Source organism: Streptomyces sp. NPDC044063 (genome assembly GCF_056434285.1).
Genome location: NZ_JBWKFM010000003.1, coordinates 234,881 through 251,329 on the forward strand (window position 1 = coordinate 234,881; position 16,449 = coordinate 251,329).

Sequence of the window (16,449 nt, forward strand, 5' to 3'; positions counted from 1 at the left end):
CCGCCGGGCCGGCGGCGCCGGCGTGGTCGGGTGGGCGTGGCCGGGTTCCGCCCAGCGGCGGCGCCGGCCTGGTCGGGTGGGCGTGGCCGGGTTCCGCCCAGCGGCGGCGCCGGCGTGGTCGGGTGGGCGTGGCCGGGTTCCGCCGGGCCGGCGGCGCCGGCCTGGTCGGGTGGGCGTGGCCGGGTTCCGCCCAGCGGCGGCGCCGGCCTGGTCGGGTGGGCGTGGCCGGGTTCCGCCCAGCGGCGGCATGGCCGGGGGCCGCACCCGCACGCGACCCGGGCCGGTTTCCACCCGGCGGCAGCACGGCCGAGGCCCGCACCCGCGCGCGACCCGGGCCGCGTTCCGCCAGGAGGCGACGGCGGCACGGCCGAGGCCCGCACCCGCACGCGACCCGGGCCGGTTTCCACCCGGCGACAGCACGGCCGAGGCCCGCACCCGCGCGCGGCCCGGGCCGCGTTCCGCCCGGCGGCGACGGCGGCACGGCCGGACCCCCACCCGCACGCGGTCCCGGCCCGGGCGCCCGGTAGCCTGCCCGCAGGGCTGTCCGCAGGGCTGCCCGTCTCCGCGGTCCTCCTGACGGCGGGTGCCGTCACTGCCGTCCGGGGCCTGCCGGCGGCGGCCCGGCGCGGCTCGCCGCACCCGCGCGTGGCCTGAGCCGGGGCGCCCGATAGCCTGCCCGCATGACCGCTGCGATTTTCCGGGGCAAGCGCCGCCGCGCCACTGCCGCCGTCGGTGCCGTGACCTTCGGGCTCATCGCCCTCTCCGCCTGCGACAAGCCGACGCCGCTGGCGACGGTGACCGTCGGTTCCACGACGATCACCTCCGAGGCCGCCTGCTACGACGGGGGCGAGGCCCTCGCCAACGCCAAGATCCTGGGCTGCATGAAGGACGGCGAGGCCAAGACCGTCAAGGCGGCCTTCGAGGACAAGGTCCGCTTCGGCGTCGACCCGAAGATCGCCGACGAGGGCTGGACGATCTTCATCAACGGCCAGGCGGCCGAGCAGGAGCCGAACAAGAAGACGTACCGGACGATCCCGGCCAGCGCCTTCTTCGCCGGTGGTCAGGCCGGTGGCGGCAAGGAGACCAAGGTCAGCATCGTCGAGGCCGGCTCCGGCAAGGCCCTGGGCGTCTGGAACTTCACGCTCGAGCGCGACTGACGCCGATGCGTGTCCTCGTCGTCACCGCGGTCCCGGCCGAACGCGACGCCGTGACCGCCGCCGCCGCCGGCTCCCCGCCCCGGGAGGTCCGGCTGCCCGGCGGCGCCCTGCTGCACCGGGTACGGCCCGGTGACGGCGAGGGTGCGGTGTTCGACGTACTGGCCGCGGGTGTCGGCCCGGCCGCCGCGGCGGCCGGGGCCGCGACGGCGCTGACCGCCGCCGCGCTGGGCGGCGAGCCGTACGACCTGGTGGTCTCCGCCGGCATCGCGGGGGGCTTCGCGCCCCGCGCGGCACTGGGTTCCGTGGTGGTCTCCGACGCGATCGTGACCGCCGACCTGGGCGCGCAGGCGAGCGACGGCGGCTTCCTCTCCGTGGACGAGCTGGGCTTCGGCACGACCGGGCACCGGGTGCCCGAGCCGCTGGCGCGGCGGGTGGCCGAGGCCACCGGCGCGGTGCGCGGCACGGTGCTGACCGTGAGCTGCGCGACCGGCACCGCCGAGCGGGCCGCCGAGCTGACGGCACGCCACCCTGACGCGGTGGCCGAGGGCATGGAGGGCTTCGGGGCCGCGACGGCGGCCCTGGCGCACGGCGTGCCGGCCGTCGAGCTGCGCACGGTCTCCAACGCGGTGGGCCCCCGCGACCGGGGCGCCTGGCGCATCGGCGAGGCGCTGGCGGCGCTGACGGGCGCCTTCCGCCGGCTCGCCCCCGTACTCGAGTCCGAGGTGGAGGTCTCCCCATGAGCGACCGGATCAGCATCGCCTACTCGCCCTGTCCCAACGACACCTTCGTCTTCGACGCCTGGGCGCACGGCCGGGTGCCGGGCGCGCCCGGGCTGGACGTGACGTTCGCGGACATCGACGTCACCAACGGCATGGCCGAGCGTGGCGAGCTGGACGTGCTGAAGGTGTCGTACGCGGTGCTGCCGTGGGTGCTGGACGAGTACGCGCTGCTGCCCTGCGGCGGGGCGCTGGGCCGGGGCTGCGGGCCGCTGGTGCTGACCCGTGAGCCGGGGAAGCCGGCGGACCTGGCGGGCCGGACGGTGGCGGTGCCGAGCGAGCGCTCGACCGCCTATCTGCTGTTCCGGCTGTGGGCGGCGACCGAGGTGCCGGGCGGGGTCGGCGAGGTCGTCGTCCTGCCGTTCCACGAGATCATGCCCGCCGTGCGGGACGGCAAGGTGGACGCAGGGCTGGTCATCCACGAGGCCCGGTTCACGTACCAGGACTACGGGCTCACCCGGTTGGCCGACATGGGCGAGCACTGGGAGGACACCACGGGGCTGCCCATCCCGCTGGGCGCGATCATCGCCAAGCGGTCGCTGGGCGAGGAGACGCTGCGCCGGCTGGCCGAGGCCGCCCGGACGTCGGTGCTGATGGCCTGGGACGACCCGGAGGCCTCCCGTCCTTATGTTCTGGCGCACGCCCAGGAGATGGACCCGGCGGTCACCGACCAGCACATCGGGTTGTACGTCAACGAATTCACGGCCGGCCTCGGCGAGGACGGCTACGCCGCGGTGCGCGGGCTGCTGACCCGTGCCGCGGCCGAGGGGCTCGTACCGCCCCTCGGCCCGGACGCGCTCGCGTTCGTCTGACGCCGGCGGATGTCGCGCCGCGCGATCTGACGCCGCGCGGTCTGACGCCGTGCCGTCGGACGCCGCGCCGTCAGACGTCCAGCTGGTCGGCGACGGCGCGCAGCATGTTCGCGATCTTGGAGCCGTGGGCCTTGTCGGGGTAACGGCCGCGCTCCAGCTGCTGCGTGACGTTCTCCAGGAGCGTGGTGAGGTCCTGGACGATGGAGGCGAGCTCGTCGGGCTTGCGGCGCTGCGCGGCGGCGACCGACGGGGTGGGGTCGAGCACGGTCACCGACAGCGCCTGGTCACCGCGCTGGCCCGCCACGACCCCGAACTCCACGCGCTGGCCGGGCTTGAGGGCGTCGACCCCGTCCGGGAGCACCGAGGAGTGCACGAAGACGTCTCCGCCGTCGTCGCGGGAGAGAAAGCCGAAGCCCTTCTCGCTGTTGAACCACTTGACCTTGCCGGTAGGCACGTCTGTCCTCGTCCTCGTGTCTCGTCGGATACCGAAAAACTGTTAAAGCGGAAAATTCTGCAATCAACAGAAAAAACTGCTCTGGATAGCACTACAGCGGGCCGCAAGACCCGCCACCCCCAAGGCTAATGGTCCCGGGCCCGGTGACAAGACGTCCTCGGGCCGTACCGCCACGCGTCCGCGCCGTTCACCGTCATCCGGACGCCATACCGCCGCCCTGGGATCTACCCTGGTCAGGTGAGTAGCGAAACGCCCCGAGCCGGGGATCTGCTGGTACGGACCGGTGCGGTCGTCTTCCTCGTGGGCGCGGTGGCCACGCTGGCCACGGTCGCACCACTGTTCCTGGGCGCCGACCCGCTGCCGCCGGCGGCCTACTTCGTCTGCATGCTGATGGGCGTCGGCTTCCTCGTCTCGGCGGCCGGGGTGCTGCGCTCGGTCGCCGAACAGCGCCGTCAGGCGCGCGGAACGGCAGACTCCGCCGCATAGCCGGCGCGATGGGCGCGCAGCCAGGCGGGGAAGTCCGCGAGGCCGCCGTCCAGCACCACGTCCGCCCCCGCCGCGCGCAGCTCCGCCGGGCCGTACGGACCGGTGGGCACCGCGACGGCCACCGCGCCCGCCTCGTGCGCGCCGCGCACGTCGCCGACGTGGTCGCCCACGTACACCGACGCGCCGTGCTCGCGCAGGGCGACCGCCTTGGCCTCGGCCCACAGGTCACCGACGAGGACGTCGGGCCTCAGGTCCAGGTGGTCGAGGTGGAGCCGGGCGTTGCGCGGGTTCTTGGCGGTGACGACGATGGCCCGGCCGCCGAGCTCCCGTACGGCCGCCACGGCCTCGCGGGCGCCCGGCATGGCGGGCGAGGGCAGGATGCCGTGCTCGGGGTAGCCGGCCAGGTAGACGGCGTTCACCCGTTCGATGTCCTCCTCCGGGAACCAGTTGCGCAGCTCCTCCTTGAGGGGCGGGCCGAGCCGGCCGACGACGAGGTCGACGTCGATGGGCGTACCGGTGGCGACGACCAGTGCCTCGTACGCGGCCCTGATGCCCGGCCGGGAGTCGACCAGCGTCAGATCGAGGTCGAAGCCGACCGTGAAGCGGTGGTCCGTGCGAGCGTGCGGGGTCATGCCCCACATTGTGCCGCGCACCCCACCCGTACACTTAGCCTCGCCTAACCACGGCTCGAATCCGTAGGAACGGCTCATTCCGGCCGTTGTCGCCGGTGTCCCCAGGCTCCTCTCGAAATGGAAACCATGCACGCCGCCGGCCTCCGCCGCCGCGCCGGCTGGACGGCGGCCGCGTTCGCCGCCCTGCTGGCGGCCGTCCTGCTCAGTCTCGCGGTCGGCAGCCGGCCCGTCGCACCGGACCGGGTGGTCGACGCCCTGCTCCACGGTGGTGACGACCCCTCGGCCGTCATCGTGCGGAGCATGCGGCTCCCCCGCACCCTCGTCGGCCTCATGACCGGCGCCGCCCTCGCCATGGCGGGCACCGTTCTCCAGGGCATCACCCGCAACCCCATCGCCGACCCGGGCGTGCTCGGCATCAGCCAGGGCGCCTCGCTGGGCGTGGTGCTCGCCATCGCGCTCGCCGGGGTGCACGGCCCGGCGGGCTACGTGTGGTTCGCCTTCGCCGGCGCGGCCGTGGCCTCCGTGGCCGTCTACGCGATCGCCGCGCGCGGCCGGGGCGGGGCCTCGCCCGTGAAGCTGGCCCTCGCCGGGGCCGCCGTCAACGCCCTCCTCCTCTCCGTCGTCAACGGCGTGCTGACGACCCACGCCGCCACCCTCGACGAGTTCCGCTTCTGGCAGATCGGCTCCATCGCCGGGCCCGACGCGCGCACCGCCGGCACGCTCTGGCCGTTCCTGCTGGCCGGCACGGCGCTGGTGTTCTCGGCGGCCCGCGGCCTGGACGCGCTGGCGCTCGGCGAGGACGCCGCCCGCGGCCTGGGACAGAACGTGGCGCGCGTACGGATCGCCGGCGGCCTCGGCGCCACCGTCCTCACCGGCGTGGGCGTCGCGGTCGCCGGGCCGCTCGCCTTCCTCGGGCTGGCCGTCCCGCACATCGCCCGGGCGCTCGTGGGCACCGCGCACCGCTGGGTGCTGCCGATGGCCGCGCTCCTCGGCCCGGTGGTGCTGCTGTGCGCCGACGTCGCCGGCCGGGTGGTCTTCGACGGCAGCGAGGTGCCGTCCGGTGTGATGACCGCCCTGCTCGGTCTGCCGTTCCTCGTCGCCCTCGTCCGCCGCAAGGCGGTGCCGGCCGCATGAGCGCGATACCCACGACGCCCACTCGCCCCACCCGCCCGAACCGCCCCACGGGGTACGCGCTGGTGCGTGCCGGCCGGGCCTCCTTCCTGCTGCACCGGCGCGCCGCCGCCGTCACGGCGGGCCTGTTCCTGCTGCTGGCCGCCGTCTGCCTGCTGTACCTGTGCGTCGGCCGGACGTACACGACGCCCGGCGAGGTCCTGAAGGTGCTCCTCGGGCAGCCGTCCGCCGAGGAGTTCGCGGTCGGCACCGCGCGGCTGCCGCGGATGACCGTCGGCCTGCTGGCCGGCGCCGCCTTCGGCACCGCCGGGGCGCTCATCCAGACCGTCGCCCGCAACCCGCTGGCCAGCCCCGACGTCATCGGCGTCAGCCAGGGCGCGGGCGCCCTGACGGTGGGCGCGATGACCTTCGGCGTCACCTCGTACGCCGTACTGCCCTATCTGTCGGTCGCCGGCGGACTGCTCGCCGCCGCCCTCGTCCACGCCTTCGCGTGGCGGGGCGGCCTGCGGGCCACCCGCTTCGTCCTGATCGGGATCGGCTTCGCGGTCGGGCTGCGCTCGGTCATCCACCTCTTCCTGACCAAGGGCGACTACCTCGTCGCCCAGCAGGCGAAGGTCTGGATGACCGGCTCGCTCAACGCCCGCGGCTGGGCCGAGGCGGCCCCGCTCTCCTGGACGCTGCTGGCGCTGGTGCCGTTCGTGTGCTGGGCGGCCCGCGCGCAGCGCACGGCGTCCCTGGACGACGACACGGCCACCGCGCTGGGCGCCCGGCCGGCCCGGGCCCGGCTCGGACTCGCCCTGCTCGGCGTCGTCCTGGCCTCGGTCGCCACCGGTGCGGCCGGGCCCGTGGACTTCGTGGCGCTGCTGGCGCCGCAGATCGCCCGCCGCGGCACGCGGAGCGCGCAGATCCCGCTGGTCTGCTCGGCGCTGCTGGGCGCCGTGATCGTGGTCGCGGCCGACCTGCTCGCCCGTACGCTCTTCGACCCGGTCGAGGTGCCGGTGGGCGTACTGACCGCCGCCGTCGGGGCCCCGTACCTCATCTGGCTCATCGCCCGCGGCCGTACCGGAGGAACAGCATGACCGCGCAGACCGCCACGACCGCCGTCTCCTCGCGGCTCGGCGCCCGCGACCTGACGCTGTCGTACGACGAGCGCACCATCGTCGAGGGCCTCGACCTGGACATCCCGGACGGCGAGGTCACGGTGATCGTCGGCCCCAACGCGTGCGGGAAGTCGACCCTGCTGCGCGCGCTCGGCCGGCTGCTGCGGCCCGCGCGCGGCGCGGTCCTGCTGGACGGCGAGGAGCTCGCCTCCCTCCCCACCCGGCGGATCGCCCTGTCGCTGGGGCTGCTGCCGCAGACGCCGGTCGCCCCCGAGGCCATCACCGTCGCCGACCTCGTGGCCCGCGGCCGCCAGCCGCACCAGCGGTGGTGGCGGCAGTGGTCGGAGGAGGACGAGCGGGCGGTCACGGACGCCATGGCCCGGACGGACGTCTCGGCCCTCGCCGACCGCCCGGTCGACGAGCTGTCGGGCGGTCAGCGGCAGCGCGTGTGGATCGCGATGGCCCTCGCCCAGGAGACGGACCTGCTGCTCCTCGACGAACCGACGACCTACCTGGACGTCTCCCACCAGGTGGAGGTCCTCGACCTCTGCCGCCGGCTCAACCACGAGCGCGGCCGCACGGTGGTGGCCGTCCTCCACGACCTCAACCAGGCGGCGCGCTACGCCGACCACCTGGTGGCGATGAAGGCGGGCCGGATCGTGGCCCGCGGCCGCCCGGCGGACGTGGTGACGGCGGACCTGGTGCGCGAGGTCTTCGGCCTGGAGTCGATCGTGGTCCCCGACCCGGTGACGGGCGGCCCCTTGGTGGTGCCGGGCAGCCCGTGGCAAGCGCCGGCCGCGTAGGCGGCTTCCCGGGTCGCGTGAGCGCCACGGGCACGTGAGCACCGCGGGCACGTGAGCGGCTCGCCGGGCCACGCGGGTGACGTGGCCACGCAGGTGGCCCCCGGCTGCGTGCGCAACGCGACCCGCGTATGGCCGTAGGCCCGCCGGGCACTGCCGGCGTCGCGGATACCGCGGAGTCCTCACGGACCCGCGGCCTCGTGGATCCCCCGGGCTCAGCCCGGCGGTCGGCCGGGCGCGGCGCGCCCCGGCCCACGGGCCCCGGGCCCGGGTCGCCACGAGCGGATCCCCCTGATCACCCCGGCCGGCGGGCCCGCCACAGGACGAACGCCGCCGACGCGAGGGCCGCGACCTTGACCACCACCGGCCAGGTGTCGGACAGCGCCCCCGCCATCTCCCCCTGCGGTATCGGGTCGCCCCAGCGGCCCTCGAAGCGGCCCCACAGCCACACCGCTCCCCCGCCCGCCGCGAGGCCCGGCACGCCCATGACCGCCCACTTCGACTCGGTCTGGGTCAGCCTGCGGGTGACGTAGGCCAGGGCCCAGCCCGCCACCAGCACGAGCCAGTTGCCGATGACCGCGCCGACCACCAGCAGGACGGCCACGAGCAGCAGCAGGGGGCTCATGGGGACGCCGGCGCGGGAGCGCCACAGGCTGAAGCGGGGCTCGCCCTCCGTCTCCTCCTCCGCCGCCCGCTCCGCCTCGGAGGTCTTCTCCGCGCCCTTCTCCGCGCCCTTCTCCGCCGGCTCCGTGCCCGGCGGCGGCGGGGGCTTGAGCATGTCCGGGATCTCGATGCCGCCGGTGAAGCCGTGCACCGCGTCCCCCGCCGTGACCTGGCCCGGGCCGGCCCCCAGGCTCCACCAGTCCTGGGCGGCGGCGCCGCGCGGCCGCAGCTCCTCCTCCGTCGCCAGGTGCGGTGGGGCGGCGACCTCCGGGAACCGGGTGGTGGGCGGCACCGGCCGGTCCTCGTCGCGGCGCTGCGCCGGCACCCGGCCCGGCCCCCCGGGCCCGGCCGCCGCGGGGGACGTGCCGTCCGCGCCCGCCACCGCCTCGGCCGGGGTGCCCAGCCCGTCCAGGATGCGCTGGACGGCGGCCGGGGTGTCGGCCGCCTCCGCCGCCCGCCGCCGTTCGATCTCCGCCCGCAGCCGGGAGACCAGCCGCATCCGGTCGCCGGAGGTGAGCGACTGTCTCTGGGCCAGGTCGCCGACCCGGCTCAAATAGTCGTAAACAAGCTGATCGCTCTCGATCCCCACCAGAACCCCCAAGCCCGCACGAGCCGCCGAACCCCACCGAAGGTACCGAACCCGGGCCGAAGCCGGGGCCCATCCGCACCGACCCGGTACCGTAAGCAGAATGACCACTTCGCGGGAGACCGGCAGGACCGGCGGCCCCGGCGCCGCGGCACCGCGCACGCTCGCCGAGGAGCTGCGCGCCCGCCCCGACGACGCCCTCGCCGGACTGCTGCGCGCACGCCCCGACCTGCTGAACCCGGTGCCGGGCGACCTCACCCAGCTGGCGACCCGGGCCGCCACCCGGGCCTCGGTGGTGCGGGCGCTGGACCGCCTCGACCGGTTCGCCCTCCAGGTGGCCGAGGCGCTCGCCGCGGCCCCGGACCCCTGCCCGTACGACACCCTCGCCGTGCTGATGACGGGCTGGGGGGACCACCCGGACCCCACCGTCACGGCCGAGCTGCCGCGTGCCGTCGCCACCCTCCGCGAACAGGCCCTGGTGTGGGGCGGCGAGGACCGGCTGCGCCTGGTGCGCACCGCCCGTGAGCTGCTCGCCGCCACCACGTCGCGGCCCTCCCCCACCGGGCTCGGGCCGCCCGTCGCGGAGGCCACGACGGGCATGTCGCCGCGCCGGCTCCAGAAGATCCTCGAAGCGGCGGGGCTGCCCGGCACCCACGATCCGGTGACGGCCGTCACCGCCCTGACCGAGCTGTTCGAGGACCGTACGCGGATGGCCGCGCTCCTCGCCGACGCGCCCGAGGAGGCCGCCGCCGTCCTGGAGCGGCTCACGTGGGGCCCGCCGAACGGCACGGTCACCGCCTCCCCCGCCCCGCACCTGCGCTGGCTGCTCGACCGGGGCCTGCTGCTGCCCACCACGCCGGGCGCGGTGGTGCTGCCCCGCGAGGCCGCCCTGCACCTGCGCGCCGGCCGCGCGCACCGCGCGCCGGAACCGCTCGCCCCCGCGCTCGCCCCGGTCACCGACCACGCCACCCGTACGGTCGACCTGACCGCCGCCGGCCAGGCCTTCACCGCGCTGGCCACCGTGGAGGAGCTGCTGCGGGAGTGGGAGACCGCGGGCCCGCTCGTGCTGCGGGCCGGCGGGCTGAGCGTGCGCGACCTCAAGCGCGCCGCCGCCGTCCTCGACACCACCGAGTCCGCCGCCGCGTTCTGGGCCGAGCTCGCGCACACGGCCGGGCTGCTGGCCTCCGACGGCGACGTCGACGAGCGCTACGCCCCCACCCCCGCCTACGACGACTGGCTGCGGCTGCCCGCCGAGCGGCGCTGGGCCGCGCTGGCCGGCGCCTGGCTGGCGGCGACGCGGACGCCGGGCCTCGCCGGGTCCAAGGACGCGCGCGGCCGCACGCTGTCCGCGCTGGGCCCGGACCTGGACCGGGGCGCCGCGCCCGAGGTCCGCCGCCGGGTGCTGGACCTGCTGGCGGAGCTCCCGGAGGGCGCCTCGGTGCCGGCCGACACCCTGCTCGCCCGGCTCGCCTGGGAGCGGCCGCCGCGCCCCGGCGGCGACGACCTCCGGGCCCGGCTGGCCCGCTGGGCGCTGACCGAGGCCGAGCAGCTGGGCGTCACCGGCCGGGGCGCGCTGGCCGCCCACGCCCGCGCCCTGCTGTCCGGCGGCCCGGAGGAGGCCGCCGCCGCGCTCGCGCCCCTGCTGCCGGAGCCCCTGGACCACGTCCTGCTGCAGGCCGACCTCACCGCCGTGGCGCCCGGCCCGCTGTGCCGGCCGCTCGCCGAGACGCTCGCCGTGCTCGCGGACATCGAGTCCAAGGGCGGCGCGACGGTCTACCGCTTCACGCCCGAGTCCGTACGCCGCGCCCTGGACTCCGGGCGCACCGCCGGCGACCTCCACGCCTTCCTCACCGCGCACTCCCGCACGCCGGTCCCGCAGCCGCTCGCCTACCTCGTCGACGACGTGGCGCGCCGGCACGGCCGGCTGCGGGTGGGCGCGGCGTCGTCGTACGTGCGGTGCGACGACGAGTCGCTGCTCGCCGAGATCCTCGCCGACCGCCGCTCGGCGCCGCTGCGGCCGCGCCGCCTGGCGCCGACGGTCCTGGCGGCGCAGGCGGCGCCCGACACGCTGCTGGAGACGCTGCGCGCGATGGGCTACGCCCCGGCCGCCGAGTCCGCCGAGGGCGACGTGGTGATCGCCCGCGCGGACGTCCACCGCACTCCGCCGCGTACCGCCCCGGCCCCGGTGCCCGACGGCCCGCCGGTGCCGGACGCCACGCTGCTGGGGGCGGCCGTCCGGGCCGTCCGGGCGGGCGACATGGCCTCGACGGCCCAGCGCAAACCGGTCGCCGCGGCGCCCGCCGACGGCGGTCTGCCGCGCACCACGTCGGCCGACACCCTCGCGACGGTCCAGGCGGCGGTGCTCACCGGCGCGGCCGTCTGGATCGGCTACGTCAACGCCGACGGCGCGGCGAGCCAGCGCGTGATCGCCCCGATCCGGGTCGAGGGCGGCTTCGTGACGGCCTACGACCACACGGCGGACGAGGTGCGCACGTATCCCCTGCACCGCATCACGGGGGTGGCGGAGCTGGCGGACGACATGGTGTGACGGGCGGTGCGTTCGGTACGGCCGACGCGGTCGGTACGCCGAAGAGGTACGTCGCCGCGAAGCCCGTCGCGTACCCCACCAGCAGGCCCGCGCCGTAGACCGCGGCCGCGCGGGCCAGGCCGTGGTTGCCCGTCAGGAGGGGGAAGAGCGCCCAGCCGGAGGGGCCGATGGCCGTGGTGCCGACCTTGTCGCCCAGCTGGTTGAGCAGCCCCAGGAACGCGCCGCCGAACGCCCCGCCCGCGCACGCGGTCGCGAACGGCCGGCCGAGCGGCAGCGAGACCCCGTAGATGAGCGGCTCCCCGATGCCCAGCAGCCCGGCCGGCAGGGCCGAGCGGATGACGCCCCGCACCTGCGGGTCGTGGGCGAGGCGGACGTGGACGGCGAGGGCCGCCCCGACCTGGCCCGCGCCCGCCATGGCGAGGACGGGCAGCAGCACGGTGTAGCCCTGTTCGGCGATGAGGGTGGTGTGCACGGGAATCAGCGCCTGGTGGAGGCCCAGCATCACCAGCGGCAGGAACAGCCCGCCCAGCACGAAGCCGGCCGCCGCGCCGCCGCTGCCCAGCAGCAGGTCGGCGGCGTGCCCGACGGCGGAGGAGACCGCCCCGGCCGCGTACATCAGCCCGTAGAGCGTCACCAGCCCCGGCAGCAGCACCGCGAGGAACGGCGTCACCAGCACGTCCAGCGCCCCCGGCACCACCCGCCGGCAGCCCTTCTCCACCGCGACCGCCAGCAGCGCGGCGGCCAGCGCGCCCAGCACCCCGCCCTGCCCGGGCGACAGGTCCAGGCCGAAGGCGTGGACGCGGGCGACGCCCGGGAAGACCACGACGGCCGCCGCCGCGCCGCCCAGGACGGGCGTCCCGCCGAACTCCCGCGCCGTCTCGTAGCCGACGAAGACCGCGATCAGCGACATGAAGCCGCCGGCGACCGCGCCGAGCGCGGGCACGAGCGAGGGAGCCCAGCCCAGGTTGGCGAGCACCCCGGCGAGTCCGGCGACCATGCCGCAGCCGATCAGGGCGGGGATCAGCGGGACGAACACCTGGGCCACACGGCGCAGCAGGAGCTTGCCGGGGGTGGCGTTGCGCGCCCGCCGCTCGGCCCGCAGGGCGGCCCCGCGCCCGGCGAGGTCCCGCCGCGCCGCGCCCGCCGCCGAGTCCACCAGCCGCCGTACCTCCGGCGTCACGCGCGCGACCGCGCCGGGCCCCAGCACGACCTGGTACGCCGCCGGCCGGGACGCCGTGTCCGCCACGACCCCCAGCACGCCCGGCACCGCCCGCAGTCCGTCCTCCCGCACGGCGGACGGGTCGTGGACCTCCACGCGCAGCCGGGTCATGCAGGCGGCGACGGAGGCGATGTTCGCCGCGCCGCCCAGCGGGGGCAGGAGCGCGGCGGCCGTCGCGGCGGGCGCGCGGTCGTCGTCGGCTGGGGGCGTGGGGCCGTGCTTCATCAGGTCATGACGGTAGGTCAGCCACCGGCCGCGCGCAGGGCGGCGCGCAGGTGACCGCAGGACTCCGCGAGCAGCCGGGCGGCCGTGGGGCCGTCGACCTCGCCCAGGAGGACCAGGATGGCGTTCTTCACCTCGCCGCCGGTCTCGGTCAGCGCGGCCTCGATCTCCGGGTCCGGCGCGCCGGTCGCCAGCGCGACGATCCGCCGCGAGCGGGCCCGCAGCTTCTCGTTGGAGGCCCGGACGTCGACCATCAGATTCCCGTAGGTCTTGCCGAGCCGGATCATCGTGATGGTCGAGAGCATGTTGAGGACGAGCTTCTGCGCGGTGCCGGCCTTCAGCCGCGTCGAGCCGGTGAGCAGCTCGGGCCCCACGACGACCTCGATCGCGTGGTCGGCCGCGGCGCCGAGGGCCGAGCCGGCGTTGCAGGACAGCCCGACGGTGAGCGCCCCGGCGGCGCGGGCGTGCCGCACGGCCCCGACGGCGTACGGGGTGCGGCCGGACGCCGAGACACCGACGACGGTGTCATCCGGCCCGACGCCCAGCCGGTCCAGGTCGGCGGCGGCCAGCTCCGCGCTGTCCTCGGCCCCCTCGACGGCAGTGACCAGCGCCTTCGGGCCGCCCGCTATCAGCCCGACGACCTGCGCCGGGTCGGTGTTGAAGGTCGGCGGGCACTCGCTGGCGTCCAGCACGCCCAGCCGCCCGGCCGTGCCGGCGCCCGCGTAGACCAGGCGGCCACCGCGGGCCATGCGCGCGGCGGTCGCGTCGATGGCGGCGGCGATCTCCGGCAGCCGCTCGGCGACGGCCACGGCGACCGTCGCGTCCTCGGCGTTCATGATCTTGGCGATGTCGGGGGTGGGCAGCCGGTCGATCTCCGCGAGATCGGCCCGGAACGCCTCGGTGGTGAGCGTCGCCAGCTGGGCCCGGAGAGCGGCGAGCGCGGCGGTCGAGGTCATGGCGGCGGCTCATTTCCTTCACACGTCGGAGGGATCTCGGGCGGCGCGCCGTGCGGGGGATCAGCCCCGGGCGCGGGGGGAGTGCCGGTGCGCCAGCGCCTCGTACGACGCGGACAGGGCGGGCGCCGCGCTCTCGTACGTGCGCTGGGCGACGCCGATGAACAGGCAGTCCACCACGAGGAGCTGGCTGGTGCGGCTCGACATGGCCGCGGGCCGCAGCTCGCTCTCCCGGGCGGAGGACGTCGTCAGGATGTGATCGGCGTACTGGGCGATCTCGCTCTCGGGCCGCCCGGTGACCGCCACGGTCGTCGCGCCGTTCTCGAAGGCGACCCGCAGCGGTTCGATGACGTCGGTGGTGCGGCCCGAGTGGGTGATGGCGATGGCCACGTCACCGGGGCGCAGCTGCACGGCGTTGGTGACGGCCAGGTGGGGGTCGGCGGGGGCGTGCGCGATCAGGCCGATGCGCAGCAGCTTCTGCACCAGGTCCTGGCCGACGAGGTTGGAGGCGCCGATGCCGTAGACGTCGGTGCGGCGGGCGGCGGCGACGGCGCCGACGGCCGCCTCCAGAGCGGCCGTGTCGAGCCCGGCGGCGGTGTCCGCCAGGCACTGCGCCTCGTCCTGGGCGAGCTTGGCGACGACGCTGGCCAGCGGGTCGTCCACGGCGATGTCGGCGGTGACGGCGGGCGCCCGGCCCGCCGCCTGCTCGGCGGCGAGCGCGGCGAGGGCGAGGCGCAGGTCGCGGTAGCCGGGGTAGCCCAGGACGCGGGCGGTGCGCACGACGGTGGCCTCGCTGGTGCCGGTGCGCTCGGCGAGGCCGGTGACGGTGAGCGCGGCCGAGCCGGCCGGATCGCCCGCCACGGCCTCGGCGACGCGCTGCATGGAACGCGTCAGGGAGGGCGCGAGCGTACGGACCTTGGCGGCCAGGGCGGCCGGGGAGCCGAAAGTTTCCTTCGCGGTGCCGCTCACATCTGAAAGCTATTTTCGGGCCGGTGTGCCGTCAACCCTGGGCGCCGCCCACAATGGGGCGTATGGAGCTCGAACAGGCACTGCACACGGCGCGCGCGCTGGTCCTCGCCGATCTGGTCGCGGGTGACGTCGCGGAGGCCGACGTCGTCTCCCTCGTGGAGGACGCGGTCGCGCACCGGCGCTGGTGGGTGGAGCAGTGGCCGGAGGGCGCGGGCTTCCTCGCCGGACTCGTCGCCCAGGACGTCCAGGACGCGCTGCTGGAGCGGCACGGCCGCTGGCCGCTGTGCCCCGTCTGCACCCACGGCGGCGACCCCCACGCCCTGGAGGTCGAACCCGAGCTGGGCCCCGACCCGCACTGGGCCTGCACCAAGCAGGCGGTACTGGTGGCGCCGGTGGGGTCCCTGGGCACGGCGCTGGGCCGATGACGCTGTACATCGATCCGCCCACCTGGCCGGGCCACGGCCGGATGTGGTCGCACCTGGTCAGCGACGTGTCGTTCGACGAACTCCACGCCTTCGCGGCCCGGCTCCAGGCCCCGCCGCGCGCCTTCGACGGCGACCACTACGACATCCCGTCGACGTCGTACACGGCCGCCGTACGGCTGGGCGCGCGGGAGGTGAGCAGCCGTGAGGTGGTGCGCCTGCTGCGGACGGCGGGGCTGCGCCGGCCGAAGGGCTACGAGCGCCGGGCGGGCTGAGCGACGGGCGTCGCTTCCTCGGCGACGTCCGACCCGGCGACGTCCGACCCGGCGACCGGCGAGCCCGTGACCACGCGCGAGGTGCCGCCGTGCAGGCGGGAGGCGACGGCCGTGGTGCCGACGGCGAGGGCGGCCAGCCCGGAGGCGAGCCAGGCGACGGCCGGGTAGCCCCAGCCGGCGCCGATGACGAGCCCGCCCAGCCAGGGGCCGATGGTGTTGCCGAGGTTGAACGCCGCGGTGGTGGTGGCGCCGGCCAGGGTGGGGGCGGCGTTGGCGACGTTGAACATCCGCGCGTTGAGCGCCGGTGCGGTCGTGAAGGCGGCCACGCCGAGCAGCACGGCCATGACCACGGCCGCGGCGGCCGAGTGGGCGGTGAGCGCCAGCACGGCGAGGACGACGGCCGAGGCCCCGATGCCGCCGTAGAGGGTGCCGAACATGTGGGCGTCGGCGATCCGCCCACCGAGCGTGCTGCCGATCAGGGCGCCCACGCCGAAGAGCGCGAGCACCGTGGGCACCCAGCTCTCCTTCAGCCCGGCGGTCTCGGTGAGCAGCGGGGCGAGGTAGGAGAAGAGGCAGAAGACGGCGGCGGCGTTCAGCGCGGTGGTGGCGAGCGCGAGCCAGACCTGCCGGTCGCGGTAGACGGCCAGCTCGGAGCGGAGCCGGGGCGCGTCCGTACCGGTGGGCGGGGCGGTGGCGGGGACGCACGCCAGCACGCCCACCAGTCCCAGCGCGGACAGTCCGGCCACCGCCCAGAACGCGGCGCGCCAGCCCGCGTGCTGGCCCAGCAGCGCGCCGGCGGGAACACCGGCGATGTTGGCGACCGACAGACCGCCGATCATCACCGCCATGGCCCGCGCGCGGGCCCCCACGGGCACCAGCGAGACGGCCACCGCCGCGCCCACCGCCCAGAACCCGGCGCACGCCAGGGCGCTGACGACCCGTGAGGCGAACAGCACCCCGTACGTGGGCGCGAGCGCGCCCGCCACCTGGCCCAGCCCGAAGACGGCGAGCAGCGCGATCAGCGTCGTACGGCGGGGCAGCCGCAGCGTCGCGGCGGCGAGCAGGGGCGCCCCGACCACCATGCCGATGGCGAAGGCCGACACCAGCAGCCCCGCCTGGGGTATGGAGACGTGCATGTCGCGGGCGAGGGGCTGGAGCAGCCCGGAGAGCATGAATTCGGATGTTCCGAGGGCGAAGACGGAAAGGCCCAGGACGTGGACGGCGACGGGCATGGACGTGCGGGT

Annotated in this window: 17 protein-coding genes; 10 read left to right on the plus strand and 7 right to left on the minus strand. The window is 76.4% G+C overall.

Features of this window, described 5'->3' with window-relative positions; all coding sequences use genetic code 11:
* The first annotated feature begins 680 nt into the window (after positions 1–680).
* Genes AC07BS_RS06270 through AC07BS_RS06280 form a run of 3 tightly spaced genes read left to right on the plus strand, consistent with a single transcriptional unit; the run spans position 681 to position 2,745 of the window.
* On the plus strand, positions 681–1,157 hold the full coding sequence (locus AC07BS_RS06270; RefSeq protein WP_478646388.1) for a DUF2771 domain-containing protein: 477 nt from the start codon (positions 681–683) through the stop codon (positions 1,155–1,157).
* 5 nt (positions 1,158–1,162) lie between these two features.
* Entirely contained in the window at positions 1,163–1,897 is a 735-nt protein-coding gene (locus AC07BS_RS06275) for a futalosine hydrolase (protein ID WP_478930565.1), read from the plus strand.
* Positions 1,894–2,745, plus strand: a complete 852-nt coding sequence (locus tag AC07BS_RS06280; protein WP_478930567.1) for a 1,4-dihydroxy-6-naphthoate synthase — start codon at positions 1,894–1,896, stop codon at positions 2,743–2,745. The genes AC07BS_RS06275 and AC07BS_RS06280 overlap by 4 nt, the downstream gene beginning before the upstream one ends.
* A gap of 70 nt (positions 2,746–2,815) precedes the next feature.
* Here the strand turns inward: AC07BS_RS06280 and AC07BS_RS06285 are convergent, their stop codons facing one another.
* Positions 2,816–3,199: a cold-shock protein gene (locus AC07BS_RS06285; RefSeq protein WP_478646395.1), complete on the minus strand. Its 384-nt coding sequence runs from the start codon at positions 3,197–3,199 to the stop codon at positions 2,816–2,818.
* A 237-nt stretch (positions 3,200–3,436) separates the two neighbouring features.
* On the opposite strand from AC07BS_RS06285, the gene AC07BS_RS06290 reads away from it, so the two are divergent.
* Entirely contained in the window at positions 3,437–3,685 is a 249-nt protein-coding gene (locus AC07BS_RS06290; protein WP_478646396.1) for a hypothetical protein, read from the plus strand.
* Here the strand turns inward: AC07BS_RS06290 and AC07BS_RS06295 are convergent.
* Complete coding sequence (locus AC07BS_RS06295) at positions 3,652–4,317, minus strand: HAD family hydrolase (RefSeq protein ID WP_478930570.1); 666 nt, start codon at positions 4,315–4,317, stop codon at positions 3,652–3,654. The genes AC07BS_RS06290 and AC07BS_RS06295 overlap by 34 nt on opposite strands.
* Before the next feature lie 117 nt (positions 4,318–4,434).
* Here AC07BS_RS06295 and AC07BS_RS06300 point away from each other — a divergent pair, with 117 nt between their 5' ends.
* The 3 genes from AC07BS_RS06300 to AC07BS_RS06310 are packed head-to-tail and all read left to right on the plus strand — an operon-like array spanning position 4,435 to position 7,351.
* The gene (locus AC07BS_RS06300; RefSeq protein ID WP_478930572.1) at positions 4,435–5,451 is read left to right on the plus strand and encodes a FecCD family ABC transporter permease; all 1,017 of its coding nucleotides are present in this window, start codon (positions 4,435–4,437) and stop codon (positions 5,449–5,451) included.
* Positions 5,448–6,527, plus strand: coding sequence for a FecCD family ABC transporter permease (locus AC07BS_RS06305; protein ID WP_478930574.1), 1,080 nt, complete (start codon positions 5,448–5,450; stop codon positions 6,525–6,527). Before AC07BS_RS06300 ends, AC07BS_RS06305 begins: the two co-directional genes overlap by 4 nt.
* Positions 6,524–7,351, plus strand: coding sequence for an ABC transporter ATP-binding protein (locus tag AC07BS_RS06310; RefSeq protein ID WP_478646403.1), 828 nt, complete (start codon positions 6,524–6,526; stop codon positions 7,349–7,351). The genes AC07BS_RS06305 and AC07BS_RS06310 overlap by 4 nt, the downstream gene beginning before the upstream one ends.
* 292 nt (positions 7,352–7,643) lie before the next feature.
* On the opposite strand, the gene AC07BS_RS06315 is transcribed toward AC07BS_RS06310, so the two are convergent.
* Positions 7,644–8,600: a hypothetical protein gene (locus AC07BS_RS06315; protein ID WP_478646405.1), complete on the minus strand. Its 957-nt coding sequence runs from the start codon at positions 8,598–8,600 to the stop codon at positions 7,644–7,646.
* Positions 8,601–8,700: 100 nt separating this feature from the next.
* Here AC07BS_RS06315 and AC07BS_RS06320 point away from each other — a divergent pair, with 100 nt between their 5' ends.
* On the plus strand, positions 8,701–11,145 hold the full coding sequence (locus tag AC07BS_RS06320) for a helicase-associated domain-containing protein (RefSeq protein ID WP_478930577.1): 2,445 nt from the start codon (positions 8,701–8,703) through the stop codon (positions 11,143–11,145).
* Here the strand turns inward: AC07BS_RS06320 and AC07BS_RS06325 are convergent.
* From AC07BS_RS06325 to AC07BS_RS06335, 3 genes are read right to left on the minus strand one after another with little or no spacing between them, the layout of a single operon-like run.
* The gene (locus AC07BS_RS06325; protein ID WP_478930578.1) at positions 11,108–12,589 is read right to left on the minus strand and encodes a PTS transporter subunit EIIC; all 1,482 of its coding nucleotides are present in this window, start codon (positions 12,587–12,589) and stop codon (positions 11,108–11,110) included. The two genes, AC07BS_RS06320 and AC07BS_RS06325, sit on opposite strands and share 38 nt — an antisense overlap.
* A gap of 17 nt (positions 12,590–12,606) precedes the next feature.
* Positions 12,607–13,542, minus strand: a complete 936-nt coding sequence (gene murQ / locus AC07BS_RS06330; protein WP_478646411.1) for an N-acetylmuramic acid 6-phosphate etherase — start codon at positions 13,540–13,542, stop codon at positions 12,607–12,609.
* Between the two features lie 60 nt (positions 13,543–13,602).
* The gene (locus tag AC07BS_RS06335) at positions 13,603–14,508 is read right to left on the minus strand and encodes a MurR/RpiR family transcriptional regulator (protein ID WP_478646414.1); all 906 of its coding nucleotides are present in this window, start codon (positions 14,506–14,508) and stop codon (positions 13,603–13,605) included.
* 62 nt (positions 14,509–14,570) lie between these two features.
* Between AC07BS_RS06335 and AC07BS_RS06340 the strand changes: the two genes are divergently transcribed.
* Positions 14,571–14,933 (plus strand): hypothetical protein, encoded by a 363-nt coding sequence (locus AC07BS_RS06340; protein ID WP_478646415.1) that lies wholly within the window; start codon positions 14,571–14,573, stop codon positions 14,931–14,933.
* Complete coding sequence (locus AC07BS_RS06345) at positions 14,930–15,205, plus strand: DUF4031 domain-containing protein (protein WP_478646418.1); 276 nt, start codon at positions 14,930–14,932, stop codon at positions 15,203–15,205. The genes AC07BS_RS06340 and AC07BS_RS06345 overlap by 4 nt, the downstream gene beginning before the upstream one ends.
* Here AC07BS_RS06345 and AC07BS_RS06350 read toward each other — a convergent pair.
* The gene (locus AC07BS_RS06350) at positions 15,184–16,437 is read right to left on the minus strand and encodes a Cmx/CmrA family chloramphenicol efflux MFS transporter (protein ID WP_478930680.1); all 1,254 of its coding nucleotides are present in this window, start codon (positions 16,435–16,437) and stop codon (positions 15,184–15,186) included. The genes AC07BS_RS06345 and AC07BS_RS06350 overlap by 22 nt on opposite strands.
* Between the last annotated feature and the right edge of the window lie 12 nt (positions 16,438–16,449).

Coding starts and splice junctions, on each gene's coding strand:
- AC07BS_RS06295 (WP_478930570.1), bottom strand. CDS start 4,317: ATGACCCCGCACGCTCGCACGGACCACCGCTTCACGGTCGGCTTCGAC.
- AC07BS_RS06350 (WP_478930680.1), bottom strand. CDS start 16,437: ATGCCCGTCGCCGTCCACGTCCTGGGCCTTTCCGTCTTCGCCCTCGGA.
- AC07BS_RS06340 (WP_478646415.1), top strand. CDS start 14,571: ATGGAGCTCGAACAGGCACTGCACACGGCGCGCGCGCTGGTCCTCGCC.
- AC07BS_RS06280 (WP_478930567.1), top strand. CDS start 1,894: ATGAGCGACCGGATCAGCATCGCCTACTCGCCCTGTCCCAACGACACC.
- AC07BS_RS06325 (WP_478930578.1), bottom strand. CDS start 12,589: ATGAAGCACGGCCCCACGCCCCCAGCCGACGACGACCGCGCGCCCGCC.
- AC07BS_RS06270 (WP_478646388.1), top strand. CDS start 681: ATGACCGCTGCGATTTTCCGGGGCAAGCGCCGCCGCGCCACTGCCGCC.
- AC07BS_RS06300 (WP_478930572.1), top strand. CDS start 4,435: ATGGAAACCATGCACGCCGCCGGCCTCCGCCGCCGCGCCGGCTGGACG.
- AC07BS_RS06275 (WP_478930565.1), top strand. CDS start 1,163: ATGCGTGTCCTCGTCGTCACCGCGGTCCCGGCCGAACGCGACGCCGTG.
- AC07BS_RS06305 (WP_478930574.1), top strand. CDS start 5,448: ATGAGCGCGATACCCACGACGCCCACTCGCCCCACCCGCCCGAACCGC.
- AC07BS_RS06310 (WP_478646403.1), top strand. CDS start 6,524: ATGACCGCGCAGACCGCCACGACCGCCGTCTCCTCGCGGCTCGGCGCC.
- murQ (WP_478646411.1), bottom strand. CDS start 13,542: ATGACCTCGACCGCCGCGCTCGCCGCTCTCCGGGCCCAGCTGGCGACG.
- AC07BS_RS06345 (WP_478646418.1), top strand. CDS start 14,930: ATGACGCTGTACATCGATCCGCCCACCTGGCCGGGCCACGGCCGGATG.
- AC07BS_RS06320 (WP_478930577.1), top strand. CDS start 8,701: ATGACCACTTCGCGGGAGACCGGCAGGACCGGCGGCCCCGGCGCCGCG.